General features: G+C 62.3%; 13 protein-coding genes. 6 read left to right on the top strand and 7 right to left on the bottom strand.

Annotated elements, in window-relative coordinates; translation table 11 throughout:
• Positions 1 to 33: 33 nt before the first annotated feature.
• The gene (lysM, locus tag ACF8FG_RS12855; protein WP_014589344.1) at positions 34 to 474 is read left to right on the top strand and encodes a peptidoglycan-binding protein LysM; all 441 of its coding nucleotides are present in this window, start codon (positions 34 to 36) and stop codon (positions 472 to 474) included.
• A 111-nt stretch (positions 475 to 585) separates the two neighbouring features.
• Here lysM and yrfG read toward each other — a convergent pair whose 3' ends face one another.
• Positions 586 to 1,248, bottom strand: coding sequence for a GMP/IMP nucleotidase (gene yrfG / locus ACF8FG_RS12850; protein ID WP_003255795.1), 663 nt, complete (start codon positions 1,246 to 1,248; stop codon positions 586 to 588).
• Positions 1,249 to 1,312: 64 nt separating this feature from the next.
• Here yrfG and nudE point away from each other — a divergent pair, with 64 nt between their 5' ends.
• On the top strand, positions 1,313 to 1,879 hold the full coding sequence (nudE, locus tag ACF8FG_RS12845) for an ADP compounds hydrolase NudE (RefSeq protein WP_003255794.1): 567 nt from the start codon (positions 1,313 to 1,315) through the stop codon (positions 1,877 to 1,879).
• Complete coding sequence (gene cysQ / locus ACF8FG_RS12840; protein ID WP_267273485.1) at positions 1,876 to 2,694, top strand: 3'(2'),5'-bisphosphate nucleotidase CysQ; 819 nt, start codon at positions 1,876 to 1,878, stop codon at positions 2,692 to 2,694. Before nudE ends, cysQ begins: the two co-directional genes overlap by 4 nt.
• Before the next feature lie 160 nt (positions 2,695 to 2,854).
• Here the strand turns inward: cysQ and ACF8FG_RS12835 are convergent, their stop codons facing one another.
• Genes ACF8FG_RS12835 through rfbC form a run of 4 tightly spaced genes read right to left on the bottom strand, consistent with a single transcriptional unit; the run spans position 2,855 to position 7,115 of the window.
• The gene (locus ACF8FG_RS12835; RefSeq protein ID WP_318078836.1) at positions 2,855 to 3,310 is read right to left on the bottom strand and encodes a YiiD C-terminal domain-containing protein; all 456 of its coding nucleotides are present in this window, start codon (positions 3,308 to 3,310) and stop codon (positions 2,855 to 2,857) included.
• Positions 3,310 to 4,716 carry a sigma-54 dependent transcriptional regulator gene (locus ACF8FG_RS12830; protein WP_267273483.1) on the bottom strand — a complete coding sequence of 469 codons (1,407 nt, stop codon included), beginning with the start codon at positions 4,714 to 4,716 and terminating at the stop codon, positions 3,310 to 3,312. Before ACF8FG_RS12830 ends, ACF8FG_RS12835 begins: the two co-directional genes overlap by 1 nt.
• Complete coding sequence (locus ACF8FG_RS12825; protein WP_318078837.1) at positions 4,713 to 6,527, bottom strand: ATP-binding protein; 1,815 nt, start codon at positions 6,525 to 6,527, stop codon at positions 4,713 to 4,715. Before ACF8FG_RS12825 ends, ACF8FG_RS12830 begins: the two co-directional genes overlap by 4 nt.
• 42 nt (positions 6,528 to 6,569) lie before the next feature.
• Positions 6,570 to 7,115: a dTDP-4-dehydrorhamnose 3,5-epimerase gene (rfbC, locus tag ACF8FG_RS12820; RefSeq protein WP_318078835.1), complete on the bottom strand. Its 546-nt coding sequence runs from the start codon at positions 7,113 to 7,115 to the stop codon at positions 6,570 to 6,572.
• A 277-nt stretch (positions 7,116 to 7,392) separates the two neighbouring features.
• Here rfbC and aguA point away from each other — a divergent pair, with 277 nt between their 5' ends.
• Together aguA and ACF8FG_RS12810 are read left to right on the top strand one after the other, a co-directional pair.
• Complete coding sequence (gene aguA / locus ACF8FG_RS12815) at positions 7,393 to 8,499, top strand: agmatine deiminase (protein WP_010951636.1); 1,107 nt, start codon at positions 7,393 to 7,395, stop codon at positions 8,497 to 8,499.
• Between the two features lie 192 nt (positions 8,500 to 8,691).
• The gene (locus tag ACF8FG_RS12810; protein ID WP_011953221.1) at positions 8,692 to 8,889 is read left to right on the top strand and encodes a hypothetical protein; all 198 of its coding nucleotides are present in this window, start codon (positions 8,692 to 8,694) and stop codon (positions 8,887 to 8,889) included.
• Between the two features lie 66 nt (positions 8,890 to 8,955).
• On the opposite strand, the gene ACF8FG_RS12805 is transcribed toward ACF8FG_RS12810, so the two are convergent.
• Complete coding sequence (locus tag ACF8FG_RS12805; protein WP_318078834.1) at positions 8,956 to 11,025, bottom strand: TonB-dependent siderophore receptor; 2,070 nt, start codon at positions 11,023 to 11,025, stop codon at positions 8,956 to 8,958.
• A 474-nt stretch (positions 11,026 to 11,499) separates the two neighbouring features.
• Here ACF8FG_RS12805 and ACF8FG_RS12800 point away from each other — a divergent pair, with 474 nt between their 5' ends.
• Positions 11,500 to 12,819: an OprD family porin gene (locus tag ACF8FG_RS12800; protein WP_003255784.1), complete on the top strand. Its 1,320-nt coding sequence runs from the start codon at positions 11,500 to 11,502 to the stop codon at positions 12,817 to 12,819.
• Positions 12,820 to 12,969: 150 nt separating this feature from the next.
• On the opposite strand, the gene ACF8FG_RS12795 is transcribed toward ACF8FG_RS12800, so the two are convergent.
• A complete protein-coding gene (locus ACF8FG_RS12795) occupies positions 12,970 to 14,640 on the bottom strand; it encodes an FMN-binding glutamate synthase family protein (RefSeq protein ID WP_076402428.1) in 1,671 nt (556 codons plus the stop codon).
• Between the last annotated feature and the right edge of the window lie 19 nt (positions 14,641 to 14,659).

The following is a 14,659-nucleotide window of genomic DNA, read 5'->3' as shown; positions in this document are numbered from 1 at the left end:
TGTGTCCAAGGTTTCGTCAACAAGGAGAGCGCAATGAGCCTGTTCAGTTTCGTGAAGGAAGCCGGCGAGAAGTTGATCGACCTGCTGACCCCTGGCAACGCCAATGCCGACGAGCAGCTTAAGAAACACGTGGAAGCTGTTGGCCTGGGCAACCCCAACATCACCGCCACTGTAGAAGGAGACAAGATCATCCTCAAGGGTGAAGTGGCCAGCCAGGAAGAGAAGGAGAAGATCATTCTTGCAGCCGGCAACATCAATGGTGTGGCCTGCGTGGATGACCAGATCACTGTGACAGGGCCAGTGGTCAAGGCGGCCCGGTTCGTTACGGTGAAAAAGGGCGACACGCTATCGGCCATTTCAGTCGTGGTTTATGGCAACGCCAACCAGTACAACAAGATTTTCGAGGCCAACAAGCCGATGCTGTCGCACCCGGACAAGATTTATCCGGGGCAGGTGCTGCGTATTCCTGAATGATCTCTGAAACCTGTACCGGCCTCTTCGCGGGCGCGCCCGCTCCCACAGGTTGAGCGCCCTCTCACGGCTGGCGCAGTAACTGTAGGAGCGGGTTCACCCGCGAAGAGGGCCTCATAGGCCTACCAGTAACTCCCGGTAATCCTCGACCGCCGCAAACTCTTCAGTATCCCGCGGCCCTGCTTTGCTATCCGGCTGGCGCACCGCCAGCAAGTGCCCCACACCAAACCGCCGTGCACTGCGCAGAATTGCCAGCGTGTCATCAATGAACAGGCTGCGTTCCGGTTCGAAGCCGATATCCGCCTGCAGGGCATCCCAGAACTGCGGGCTCTCCTTCGGGTAGCCATAGTCGTGCGAGCTGATCAGCCGCTCAAAGTACGGTGCCAGCTCCACCCGTTCCAGCTTCAGCGACAGCGAGTCACGGTGGGCATTGGTGATCATCACGACACGCTTGCCGGCCTGGCGAATCGCCGCCAGGAAGGTATCGGCATCCGGGCGCAGGGCAATCAGGTCGGCAATTTCCCGCTTCAGCTCGCGAATTGGCAGGCGTAGCTCGCGGCTCCAGAAGTCCAGGCAGTACCAGTTCAATGTGCCGGCATTGCGTTCGAACAGCGGTTGCAGCTCCATTTCCGCCATGGCCCGGCTTACACCGTGCAGCTCGGCATAGCGCTGGGGCAGGTGGTCCAGCCAGAAGCGGTTGTCGTAATGCAGGTCGAGCAGGGTGCCATCCATGTCCAGCAGGACGGTATCGATGGCAGACCAGGGAAGAACAGGCATGGGAAACTCTCGATCAGTCGGCAAGCCACGGTATAGTAACCCGTTCACGCCAAGGAGCCGCCCCATGCGCCAGAAACCCACCGTACTCAGCCGCGAAATTGTCGCCAGTAGCCGCCTGTTCCGCGTCGAAGCCGTACAGCTGCGCTTCAGCAATGGCGCCGAGCGCACCTATGAGCGCCTGGTGGGACGGGGTAACGGCTACGGCGCGGTGATGATCGTGGCCATGCTCGATGCCGAGCACGCCGTGCTGGTGGAAGAATACTGCGGTGGCACCGATGAATACGAGCTGTCGTTGCCCAAGGGTCTGATCGAGCCGGGCGAAGACGTGCTGGCGGCAGCCGACCGGGAGCTCAAGGAAGAAGCCGGTTTTGGCGCACGCCAGCTGGAGCACCTGACGGAACTGTCGCTGTCGCCGGGCTACATGAGCCAGAAGATTCAGGTGGTGCTGGCCAGCGACCTGTACGAAGAGCGCCTGGAAGGCGACGAGCCTGAGCCGATGCGGGTCGACAAGGTCAACCTGCGTGAGTTGTCGGCCTTGGCCATGCACCCGCAGTTCACCGAGGGCCGCGCCCTGGCGGCGCTGTACCTGGCCCGTGACCTGCTGATTCAGCGGGGGCTGTTGGAGCTATGAACGACCTGCAACTGATGCACGAAGTGGTCAAGCTGGCGCTGACGGCAGGCGAGGCGATCCTGCCATTCTGGCGCGCCGATGTCGCGGTGACCAACAAGGCCGACGATTCGCCGGTTACCGCCGCCGACCTGGCGGCGCACCGGGTAATTGCCGATGGCCTGCTGGCGCTGGCGCCGCAGATCCCGGTGCTGTCCGAAGAGGACTGCAATATTGCGCTGGCCGAGCGGCAAAGTTGGAGCCGCTGGTGGCTGGTCGATCCGCTGGATGGCACCAAGGAGTTCATTGCCGGCAGTGAAGAGTTCACGGTCAACATCGCCCTGATCGAGAACGGCGACGTGGTGTTTGGCGTGGTGTCGATGCCGACCAATGGACGCTGCTACTTCGGTGGGCGCGGGATGGGGGCCTGGCGTGCAGATGCCGGTGAGGCACCCCAGCTGATCCAAGTACGCAACGCACCCGCGCAGGGCGAGCGTTTTACCGTGGTGGCCAGCCGTCGGCATTCCAGCCCGGAGCAGGAAGCGCTGTTGGCCGGCCTTGGGGCTGCGGTGGGTGATCTGGAGCTGGCCAATATCGGCAGTTCATTGAAGTTCTGCCTGCTGGCTGAGGGCAGCGCAGACTGCTATCCGCGCCTGGCGCCGACTTCGCAGTGGGACACTGCTGCGGCGCAGGGTGTGGTGGAGGGGGCCGGTGGCGAAGTGATCGGGCTGGATGGCTTGCCGTTCCGGTATCCGCCACGTGAGTCGCTGCTCAATCCGCATTTCCTGGCATTGCCCGCCAATGCTGCATGGCGCCAGGCCTTCCTGAACCTGATTTGACGGAGTATCACCCTACCCTGTGGGAGCGGGCGAGCCCGCGAAGCAGGCACCGCGGTGCGGGGCACCGGCTTCGCCGGTGTTCGCGGGCCTGCCCGCTCCCACAGGTTTTGCGCCAGCCTTTGGGTTTTGTGCAGCGCAGTTGCTTTCAGCGGCTGCTGGGCTAGCGGTGCAAGACGTACTGGCCGCTGAATTTCACTGCAGGCTCGTCACTTCCGGCATTGCTCACGGTGGTTTCCAACGTCAACCGCGCCCGCCCACGCCGCTGGTACATGGCCAGGAATCGCTCCCAGGTCTTTTCGTCGGGCGCGGCACAACGCGCCACTGCCGTGCCGGTCACTGGCAACGGGTAGCTGATCTGCCCTTCCTGGATGACGATATGCCCGTCATCGATCCCCAGCTCACGCAGGCGCAGGTGCAGCCAGCCCCAGCCCGCCAGTACTGCTGCGCAGTACAGGCTGCCGCCGAACATGGTGCTTTTGTGGTTGACGTTGGCCGCCAGCGGCAGTTGCAGGCGCAGGGTGTGCTGCTGCCAATCGATCACTTCCAGGCCCATCTCGCGGGTCAGGGGGATGTCGCTGTGCAGTACAGACTGCAGGTACTGGCTATCGGTGCTCATTAACGGTTGTCCTCTTGATCGTCATGCCCTCCGCTGCCGCCGTCGAAGTTCAAGCCATGCTTGCGCAGCTTGTCGTGCAGGGTTTTGCGGGGGATACCCAGTGCTTCGGCCAGGCTTCGCATGGAGCCGTGTGGCTGGGCCAGTTCGGCGGCGATCAGCGAGCGTTCGAATTGCTCGACCTGCTCGCTGAGGTTGCCGCCGAGCATGGGCGCTGCCGGTGCTGCTGCCGAGGGCGCCTGGCCATCCAGTGCCAGTTCCAGGCCAAGGGCGAAACGCTCGGCGGCGTTCTGTAGCTCGCGGACGTTGCCTGGCCAGTCATGACGCAGCAGCAGGGCGCGTTGCGCGGGTTGCAGCGCATGCGGCGACAGGCCATGACGTTGGCTGGCAGCATCGGCGAAATGCTGGAACAACACCAATATGTCGTCGCCGCGTTCACGCAGTGGCGGAATACGCAGCGGCGCCACGTTCAGGCGGTAATACAAGTCCGCGCGGAAACGCCCTTGGTCGGCAGCCTGACGCAGGTCTTCCTTGGTGGCGGCTATGATGCGGATGTCCAGCGGGATCAACTGGTTGCCGCCCAGGCGTTCGACCACTCGCTCTTGCAGCATGCGCAGCAACTTCACCTGTACATCCAGGCTCATGCTCTCGATTTCGTCGAGGAACAGTGTACCGCCGTTGGCAAATTCGAACTTGCCGATACGGCGTTTCTGCGCGCCGGTGAACGCACCGGGCTCGTGGCCGAACAGTTCGCTTTCGACCACCGATTCGGCCAGCGCGCCGGCGTTGATCGCCACGAACGGCCCTTCGCTGCGGCTGGACAAGTCGTGCAGCGCGCGGGCCACCACCTCTTTGCCAGCGCCGGTTTCGCCCAGAATCAACACGTCGGCGCGGGTGCCGGCCAAGGCGCCGATCTGTTCGCGCAGGCGCAGCATCGCCGGTGAATGGCCGACCAGGCGGGTTGCCAGTTGCTGGCGGTCGCTCAGTGCCAGACGCAGGCTACGGTTGTCCAGCACCAGCCGGCGCAAAGCCAGGGCGCGGCGCACGCTGTCGAGCAGGGCGTCTGTGGCAAAGGGTTTTTCCAGGAAGTCATAAGCCCCGGCGCGCATCGCCTGCACCGCCAGCGGCACATCGCCATGGCCGGTAATCAGCAGCACCGGCAGTTCGCTGTCGCGGCCGTGCAGTTGTTCCAGCAACTGCAGGCCATCGATGCCCGGCATGCGGATGTCGCTGACCACCACGCCGGGCCAGTCGGCCTCGATGCGCTCGGCCAGGCCTTGGGCTTCGGCCAGGGCGACTACCTTGAGCCCGGCCAGGTCCAGGGTCTGGCTCAAGGCTTGGCGCAGGTGGGGGTCATCGTCGACCAGGATGACCTGGGCTCGGCTGTCGATCAGTGTCTCGGTGGTCATGCCGAGGGGTCCTCCGAATTGGGCAAAGTAGCGCCAGATGCGGCCACACGCAGCTGGAGGGTCAGCATTGCGCCACCTTCCGGGTGGTTGGCCAGCAGCAGTTCACCGCCCAGGGCGCGCATCAGGCTTTCACAGATGGCCAGGCCCAGGCCCAGGCCCTGGGTGCGGGTCTTGGTGGTGAAGAACGGCTCCTTGGCGTGCTCCAGGGCCTGGCGGCTGAAACCGGGGCCGTTGTCACGGATGTACAGGTAGACGCAGTCATCACGCTGCTCGGCACTTAGCCACAGGCGGCGCGGGTTGGCCTTTTCGGTCAGGGCGTCGAGGGCATTGGCCAGCAGGTTGCCTAGCACTTGGCGCAGGCGGGTTTCGCCGGCCTGTACCCACAAGGTGGCTTCCGGCAGGTCGCGGATCAGCTCTACGGCCATCGCCCGGCGGCGCTTGGCCAGTAGCGCCAGGGCATCGTCCAGGGCCGGCTGCAGGGCCACGCTCTCCGGGGCATGGCGGTCACGACGGGCGAAGGCACGCAGGTGGGCAATGATCGAGGCCATGCGCCCGGTCAGCTCGCCGATCAGCTTGAGGTTGCCGCGGGCGTCTTCGGTACGTTGGTGGTCGAGCAGGATCTCGGCGTTTTCTGCGTAGCTGCGGATGGCGGCCAGGGGCTGGTTCAACTCATGGCTGATACTGGCCGACATGGTGCCGAGCACCGACAGCTTGCCGGCCTGCACCAGTTCGTCCTGTGCGCGCACTGCCTCCTGCTGAGCGTTTTCGCGCTCCAGCACGGCATTTTTCAGGCGGGTGTTCAGGCCTTCAAGGTCGGCGGTACGTTCGGCCACGCGCTTTTCCAGTTCCTGGCGGCCACGGGCTTCGAAGTCGATGCGGTCGATGTAATGGCGCCGCCGTTGCATCACCAGGCCTGCCAGCAACATCAGTACCAGCAGCGTACCGGCACCGATGGCCATTACCGTCTGCACCGAGCGATCAACCAGCGTGCGCGGGGCAAGGATGCTGACTTGCCAACCAGTTTCCTTGATGTCGCGGGTCTGGGTGATCCAGGCCTGCGGGTTGAGAACCAGCGGCTGTGGGGCCTGGGTCGGATAGGGCTGGATGGCGATGATGGCCTGGCGCTCGGCGTCGGTCAGCGTGCGGGTAGCACGGAAGCGCCAGTCGGGACGCGAAGTCAGGATGACCACGCCATTGTGATCGGTCAGCAACAGCTGCTCGGGCGTGCGGCCCCACAGGGTTTCGGTGTGGTCGAGATCGACTTTGACTACCAGCACGCCGACGATCCGCTCGCGGTCGCGCACGGCCGCGGCAAAGAAGTAGCCCCGCTTGGCCGAGGTGGTGCCCTGGCCGAAGAAGCGGCCCAGGCGGCCAGCCATGGCTTCGTTGAAGTAGGGGCGGAAGGCGAAGTTTCGGCCGACAAAACTGTCGTGCTTGTCCCAGTTCGAGGCGGCCAAGGTGTTGCCGCTGACGTCCATCAGGTACATCACCTCGGCACCGGTCTGCTGCACGATATCCTTGAGCAGGCGGTTGGCGTTGGTCACCGCTTCCAGGCGGAAAGGGTCGGCCAGCACGCCACGCAGCGCCGGCAAGTCGCCGAGAATTTGCGGCAAGGTCTCGTAACGGTGCAGGGTGCCGAGCAGGTTGGCCACATACAGGTCGAGGGTCTGGCGGTTCTGCGAGGCCAGTTCTTCCTGGTAATAGCGTTCGGCCAAATGATGCAGGGGCCACAGCAATGGGGCCAGGCTCAGCGCCAGCAGGGCCAGGCTGCGCCAGCGGGGACGGCGTGGGGGCGTCGGTTTTGCAATCATCACGTAAATGCGCCAGAAAAGTCTGACGCAATTATGCGCTACTTAAGGCAGCAGTTCCGCCTCTGCCAAAAGCAGGCCTACCTTGTCCTTGTCCGACAACAGCGGTGGCTGCTGCAGCCCCCAGTCGATGTCCAGTTGCGGGTCGTCCCAGCGGATACAGCGGTCGGCGCCCGGGTTGTAGTAGTCGGTGGTCTTGTAGAGGAACTCGGCCGATTCACTCATCACCGCAAAACCGTGGGCGAAGCCGGGCGGAATCCACAGCTGGCGGTGGTTGTCGGCCGACAGGTGTACCGCGACCCATTTGCCGAATGTTGGCGAGCTTTTGCGCACGTCCACGGCGATATCGCGGATTTCCCCGTGCACCACGCGCACCAGCTTGCCCTGGGTGTTTGCCACCTGGTAGTGCAGCCCACGCAGCACGCCCTTGATGGAGCGCGAGTGGTTGTCCTGGACGAACGCCACGTTCACGCCGGTTTGCTCTGAGAACTCACGGGCGTTGAATGCCTCGAAGAAAAAACCACGGCTGTCAGCGAACACCTTCGGCTCGATGATCAGTACTTCAGGGATTGCTGTAGGGATGATGTTCATAGCGGCTCGCTGGCCCGTCGTTCAAGTATTGACCCTAGTCGGCCTTGCCGGAAATTTCCGCGCGTAGCTGTAACAGGATGCATAAGGTGTGGCTATGGTAGACAGCAGGCCGTTCCTTTCACCAGACCAGCGCTGACAGGTGTCGATTGTTATCGATTTAAATTCGCCGAATGGCGCGGCATTCTTCGATCTTCAGGCTTCAAATATCGATATATATCGGTTATAAATTGACAAACGCCCCAGCATACCCGGCTCAGGGCCATCACAGAGGTCACCCATGAAAACCCTCAACTCCACGCCCCGTGCCGATGGTTTCCACATGCCCGCCGAGTGGGCCCCACAAACTCAGGTATGGATGGTCTGGCCGGAGCGCCCGGACAACTGGCGTCTGGGCGGCAAGCCGGCGCAGGCTGCCCACGTAACCCTGGCCAAGGCCATTGCCCGTTTCGAACCTGTAACCGTCGCGGTCTCCGCCGGCCAGTACGAGAACGCCCGGCGCCAACTCGACCAGCCGAACATTCGTGTGGTTGAAATCAGCAACGACGATGCCTGGGTGCGTGACACCGGCCCTACCTTCGTCATCAACGACCATGGCGAAGTGCGCGGTGTAGATTGGGGCTTCAACGCCTGGGGCGGCTTCGATGGCGGCCTGTACGCACCTTGGAACCGCGACGAGGAACTGGCCGCCAAGGTGCTGGAAATGGAGCGCTGCCAGCGCTACCAGACCGAAGGTTTTGTGCTGGAAGGTGGTTCGATCCACGTAGACGGTGAAGGCACCGTGATCACCACTGAGGAATGCCTGCTCAACCGCAACCGCAATCCGCACCTGAGCCGCGAGCAGATCGAAGCGGTGCTGCGCGATCACTTGGCGGTCGACACCGTGGTATGGCTGCCCGATGGCCTGTACAACGACGAAACCGACGGTCACGTCGACAACTTCTGCTGTTACGTGCGCCCGGGTGAAGTGTTACTGGCCTGGACCGATGATTCCAACGACCCCAACTATGCGCGCTGCCACGCGGCCATGGATGTGCTGAAGAACACCCGCGACGCCAAGGGCCGCGAATTCATCGTGCACAAGATGCCGATCCCGGGCCCGCTGTTCGCCACTGCCGAAGAGTGCGCCGGTGTCGACCAGGTCGCCGGCAGCCAGGAGCGTGACCCGTCGGTGCGCCTGGCGGGTTCGTACGTGAACTTCCTGATCGTCAACGGTGGCATCATTGCCCCAAGCTTCGACGACCCGGCAGATGCTGAAGCCAGAGCGATCCTGGCAAGGATCTTCCCCGACCATGAGGTGGTGATGATCCCGGGCCGCGAGCTGCTCTTGGGTGGCGGCAACATTCACTGCCTGACCCAGCAGCAGCCGGCGCCGGTCAAGCGCTGAGCCCGTAATGAATGAGAGGCCCGTCATGTGACGGGCCTCTTTTTTGCGCGGGCGACGCCCGGAGGCCGAGCTGGCATACGTTTTGTATTGTTTTTCAAGCAGATAGCGAGATGGCACGGTCAGGCCGCGCCTCTGATCTGTAACAATACCTACGTAAATTAGCCGCTCACGGGCCAGGGAGTACGTGTGGACATGAACGCAGCAAGTGAGTCGGCTTTGCGCCCATCGGCAGTTGATCGCCAATCGCTTAGGCTTTTGGCGAAGCGGTTGAAACACCATGGAAGCATCAGGGTCAGGACGACCGACCCACGACGTCTGCTTGCCGGGCGATACCCCCAAGGGTTGATCAGCGAAGCAGAGATGCAGGCGCTGATGGCGGTGTGGCACTGATCGATTGCACCTGTACCTGCCTCTTCGCGGGCATGCCCGCGAAGAGGCAGGTACAGGCAACTAAGATCAGAAACTGTAGCTACCCGTCACCACAAGGCTACGTGGATCGCCCACCTGGATCTGCGCCGCACTGGTCGCCGAGCTGTAGTAGGTCTTGTCAGCAATGTTGCTCAATGCCGCCCGCACATCCCAGTCATGGGTCCGATACCCCGCCAGTGCATCCCAACGGCCATACCCTGGCAATACTGTGGTGTTCTGGTTGTCCGCATAACGTTCGCCCACCAGTGTCAGTCCGGTTTCGGCGTACCACCCCAATTCTGGCTTCCAGGTCACGAACAGGCTGCCATTGCGCTTGGCCACGTCATTGATGCGGTTGCCTTCCTGGCCGTTATTGTCCTTGACGATGATCGCATCCTGCAGGCCAATGCCGCCGCGTACATACCAGTTGCCGACGATGTTGCCGGTGGCCGTCAGTTCGATGCCGCGCGAACGCTGCATGCCGCTGAGCAAGATGATGTTCGGGTCGTTCGGGTCGCGGGTGCGGCGGTTGTAAAGCTCCAGCTCGTAGATGGCCAGGGTGGTGGTCAGGCGCTGGTCGAGCCAGTCACTTTTCACCCCGATTTCCTTCTGCCGGGTCTCTTCCGGGTCGGTTTTATTGGTGTTGCCCGGCGCCCCCGGGGTGATGCCGATCAAGCCGCCACCCACCGGTGAGAAAGTCTTGCTCCACGAGGCGTAGAACGAATGGTCGCGCCATGGTGTGTAGACCACGCCCAGGCGTGGGCTGGTACTGTTGCTGTCCTGCGGTTCGCGCACGCCATCCTTGTTGGTGGTTTCCACTTCGAACTGGTCAAAGCGCACGCCGGCGAGAACCTGCCACTGATCGTTCAGGCGAATCTGGTCCTGCAGATAAACCCCGCGGCTGTCGACCACGGTGTGGTTGTTGCTCGATACCGCCAACGTACCATTGTGCGGCTGGCTGGGTTTGCCCAGGCCTGGCAGGTTCTGGCTGCCGGCGCTGTATAGCAGCGGGTCGCGCCGCTGGTTGCCGAACTCCAGGCCCAGCAGCAGCTTGTGTTCAAGGCCCAGGGTGTCGAAGTCGCCCTCGGCCTCCAGGTTGTTGAACAGGTTGCGGGTGTTCAGGTCCTGCTGCCAGCGTTGGCGGGTCAAGGTATTGGTGCCGGCGTTGTAGCCCGTGACATAGGTGTTGTCGAACTCGCTGTCGAGTTTGAACAGGCCCAGGGTGTGGCGCAGCTGCCAGGTTTCGTTCAGCTGGTAGTTCAGGCGCGAGCGCAGCGACTGGGCGCGGTCGTCAATGTAGTCGCGATTGTCGCCGTAGGTGGCGCTGCGGCTGACGTCTGCCGGGCGGCCGTTGACACTCGGGATGCCCCGGTCTGGTGTGCGGTTGTAGCGGCTGTATTCGTACTGCACCAGCCAGTTCAGGTCGGGGGTGATCTGCCAGCTGATCGACGGGGCGAACAGTTGGCGGCTGCCGTCGATACCATCGCGGAAGCTGTTGTTGTCCTGGTTGCCCATGTTCAGGCGCAGGCTGACCGTGTCGCTGGGGTCGGCGCTGAGGTCGGCATACAGGCTGCGCAGGTCTTCGCTGCCGGCCTGCGCTTCGATGGTCGAGCGGCGACCCGGCTCCGGTGCCTTGCTGACCCTGTTGACGATGCCGCCCTGGCTGCCACGGCCATACAGTACCGCTGCAGGCCCCTTCAGCACTTCGACCCGCTCGATGTTGTGCAGGTCGCGGATGTACTGGCTGTCGTCGCGGATACCGTCCAGGTAGAAGTCGTTGCTGGCCTCGAAGCCGCGGATGCGTACGCTGTCAAAACGGGTGTCGGCGCCGCTGCTGACGTTGGGGATACCCTCCAGCGCCTTGCCCAGCGTGTTGCTGCCGTAATCCAGCACATTGGCGGTTTTCACCGTATCGATGGCCTGCGGCACATAACGCACGGGCGTCGAGGTGCGGGTTGCGGTGCTCACCTCCTTGACCCGCGGGTTGTCCTTCTCGCGTTCGCTGTCGGCGGTAACCGACGACTCCGGCAGTGTGGTGGTGGCGGCACTGGCCAGGCTGGCGCTGAAAAGCAGCGACAGGCCAAGCGTCAGGGGTGAAAGACGGCAGGGTACAAGCATGGGCACATTCAAACCGGACAGTTGAAAATTAAGTGCGAATGGTAATGCTTGCTATTTGCTCTTGCTTGGGTATTTGTAAAGGCTTGTCTTTACATATGTGTCCGTTTGTAACAGCCTCTGCGGCCACGCTCTGCCTGCTCCCAGGAAATTGTCCGTTCGATCAAAAGGCAATTTCCTACACAAGATAAATTGCCCGCTGATAGCGCAAACCTGCATGGAAATGCACCAGACAGGCCGGTAATTTTGGTTATATCAACCTGAATTTCACGACTTTTTGACATTTGTAATCGCACACGGCTAGGATTCGGCCAACGCCTGCTGGCCATGGTATTGGCCAAGCTGCTGCCAAGGGCCGCCGTGAAATTACCGGTCGGCCCACCCGGCTGGATCCGCATAGCGTCGAACCTACGAAGGGGCGTTGGTTCCTGGCGTCATTTTGCAGCGCGTTTTTGATTAAGAAATAAGGAAAACAACATGTTGAAAACCAGGATCAGCCTGGTCGCCCTGGCGATGATCGCCGCGACCCAGGCTCAGGCCAATGACCAGGCTGACAGCAAGGGCTTCATCGAGGACAGTCACGCCAACGTCCTTCTGCGCAACGCCTACATCAACCGTGACAAGAAGCATGGCACCGACGACCAGATCGAATGGGGCCAGGCGTTCATCGCCAACTTCTCCTCCGGTTTCACCCAAGGCACCGTTGGCGTCGGTGTTGACGCATTCGGCCTGTACGCCGTGCGCCTGGATGGCGGCAAAGGCCACAACGGTGGTGGCGGCGTAGACTTCTTCAAACCGCACGAAACCACCAATGCCGAAGGCAACGCCAGCTCGCCGCACAACCTGGCGCGTGGTGGTGCTGCTGTGAAATTCCGCATTTCCAACACCGTGCTGAAGTACGGTGACCAGATGCCAGCACTGCCAGTGCTGCAGTACGACGATGCACGACTGCTCCCAGAAAGCTTCACCGGCACCCTGATCACCTCCAAAGAGATCCAGGGCCTGGAACTGAACGCCGGCCGCTTCACCCAGGAAGCGCGCAAGAGCGCCGAGCGCCGTGATGGTGGGGGCCTGAAGTCGATCAACGTCTTAGGTGGCAGCTACAAGTTCACCGACAACTTCACCGCTTCGCTGTACACCGCCGACAACGAAGATGTGATGAAGAAGCACTACCTGGGCTTGAACTACGTCTTCCCGATCGCCAGCGACCAGTCCCTGACCCTGGACTTCAACGGCTACAAGTCGGACATCAACAACAAGTACGTAAAAGCCGCAGGCCTGAACGGCGACTCCAACACCATCTGGAGCCTTGCTGCCACCTACGCGTACGGTGCGCACTCGTTCACCCTCGCTCATCAGCGCAGCACCGGCAGCACTGGCTACAACTACGGCTTCTACCAGAACGCCGGCGGCGTGGGTGACGGTGGTTCCACCATCTACCTGGCCAACTCGTACTGGTCCGACTTCAACGCCGAAGACGAGCGCTCCTGGCAGTTGGGCTACGGCCTGGACTTCGGTGCCTACGGCATTCCGGGCCTGACCTACAAGCTGGCTTACGTGGTGGGTGACAACATCAACACCCGTAACGTCGCCAACCCGCAAGGCTTCGGCGAAGGTAAAGAGCGCGAGATCTTCAACCAGATCCGTTACGTGGTGCAGGACGGCCCGGCCAAGGACCTGTCGATCAAGCTGCGTAGCTCGTTCTTGCGTACCAACAACGCTGTGCAGCAGAACGGTTACAACGACGACGGCAACGAAGTCCGCGTATTCGTCGAGTACCCGATCAGCATCTTCTGATCTGCGGTTGCTTGCATGAATGCTGGGGCCGCGCTGCGGCCCTTCGCGGGCTTGCCCGCTCCCACAGGTACAGCGTTGCCTGCGCTGGCGCTGCAATTGTGGGAGCGGGCACGCCCGCGAAGGGCTGCAGTGCAGCCCCAGTCATGTTTGTCATGCAGGTTCAGTCTCTTCGTGGCGCAGTCTTGATGCCACAGTTCGTGTTGCAGTGTCCCCCGTCTCTGGCGCAAAACTGTCGCTACGCGCCATCCGCCACATCCGCGCATAAAACTCGCTTTCGATCGAGCCACTGAGTAATTCGCCCGGCTTGAGGAATGTGTGCAAGTCCGAAAACAACCCGATTTCGCTGGGGCTTATGCGCCGCGCCAGGTGCTTGGGCTTGAGCTCCGAAGGGTGCTCCAGGCCTGCGGCAGCCAGCATCTCGGCCAGTGCATGCAGTGTGTTGCGGTGGAAGCTGGCTACCCGCTCGGCCTTGTCTGGCACCACCAGGGCGCGCTGGCGCAGAGGGTCTTGGGTCGCCACGCCGGTCGGGCACTTGTTGGTGTGGCAGCTCTGCGACTGAATGCAGCCAATGGCAAACATGAAGCCGCGTGCCGAATTGACCCAGTCAGCGCCGATGGCCAATACGCTGGCAATGTCGAAGGCGCTGACGATCTTGCCCGCCGCGCCAATGCGGATGCTGGAGCGCAGGTTCAGGCCGACCAACGTGTTGTGCACGAACATCAGGCCTTCGCGCATTGGTACGCCCATGTTGTCGCTGAACTCGCGAGGTGCCGCGCCGGTGCCACCTTCCTTGCCATCGACAACGATGAAGTCAGGGGTGATGCCGGTGGCGAGCATGGCCTTGGCAATGCCCATGAACTCCCAAGGGTGGCCCAGGCAGAACTTGAAGCCCACGGGCTTGCCACCCGAAAGCTCGCGCAGGCCGGCTACGAACCGCAGCAGCTCGACTGGTGTGCGGAAGGCGCTGTGCGCCGCCGGCGAGATGCAGTCCTCGCCTGCGCGTACGCCACGGGTCTCGGCAATTTCGGGGCTGACCTTGTGCCCCGGTAAAATGCCGCCGTGGCCAGGCTTGGCGCCCTGGCTGAGCTTGATCTCGATCATCTTCACCTGTGCCGAGCGGGCTTGTTCGGCGAAGCGCTGTGGGTCGAAACGACCGTCCTCGGTGCGGCAGCCGAAGTAGCCGCTGCCGATTTCCCAGATCAGGTCGCCGCCGTGTTCACGGTGGTACGGGCTGATGCTGCCTTCGCCAGTGTCATGGGCAAACCGGCCCATGCGCGCGCCGCGGTTGAGCGCAGCAATGGCGTTGGCGCTGAGGGCGCCGAAACTCATCGCCGAGATGTTGAAGATCGAGGCCGAGTAGGGCATTCGGCATTGCGGCCCGCCGATGGCAATGCGGAACGACGCAGGGTCTGGCGTGGCCACCGGTAGCATGGAATGGCTGATGAATTCGAAACCAGGTTTGTAGGCGTCGTTGAGCGTGCCGAACGCTTTCTCGGCGCTTTCGTTCTTGGCGCGGGCGTAGACCAGCGAGCGTTGCGAGCGGGAGAACGGCAGCTTGTCGTCGTCACCTTCGATCAGGTACTGGCGGATTTCCGGGCGGATGGTTTCGATCAGGTAACGGATATTGCCCAGGATCGGGTAGTTGCGTCGCACCGCATGGTGGCTTTGGCGCAGGTCATTCAGACCGACCAGGCTGAGCAGCGCGGTGATCAGCGTTACCGGCCACAGCCAGGCATGTTGGGCCAGCAGGGGCAGGCTGGCGAAAGTGAAGACAAGGCAGAGTACGAGGCAGGCGTAGCGGCTGGGAAGAGAGTGTTTCATGGGTCCATCGCAGGCAGGA

It is taken from the genome of Pseudomonas sp. YQ_6, from assembly GCF_043103245.1.
Classification (GTDB): domain Bacteria; phylum Pseudomonadota; class Gammaproteobacteria; order Pseudomonadales; family Pseudomonadaceae; genus Aquipseudomonas; species Aquipseudomonas alloputida.
The sequence above is the reverse complement of the archived record's forward strand: the minus strand, read 5'-3'. Positions and strand labels throughout refer to the sequence as shown.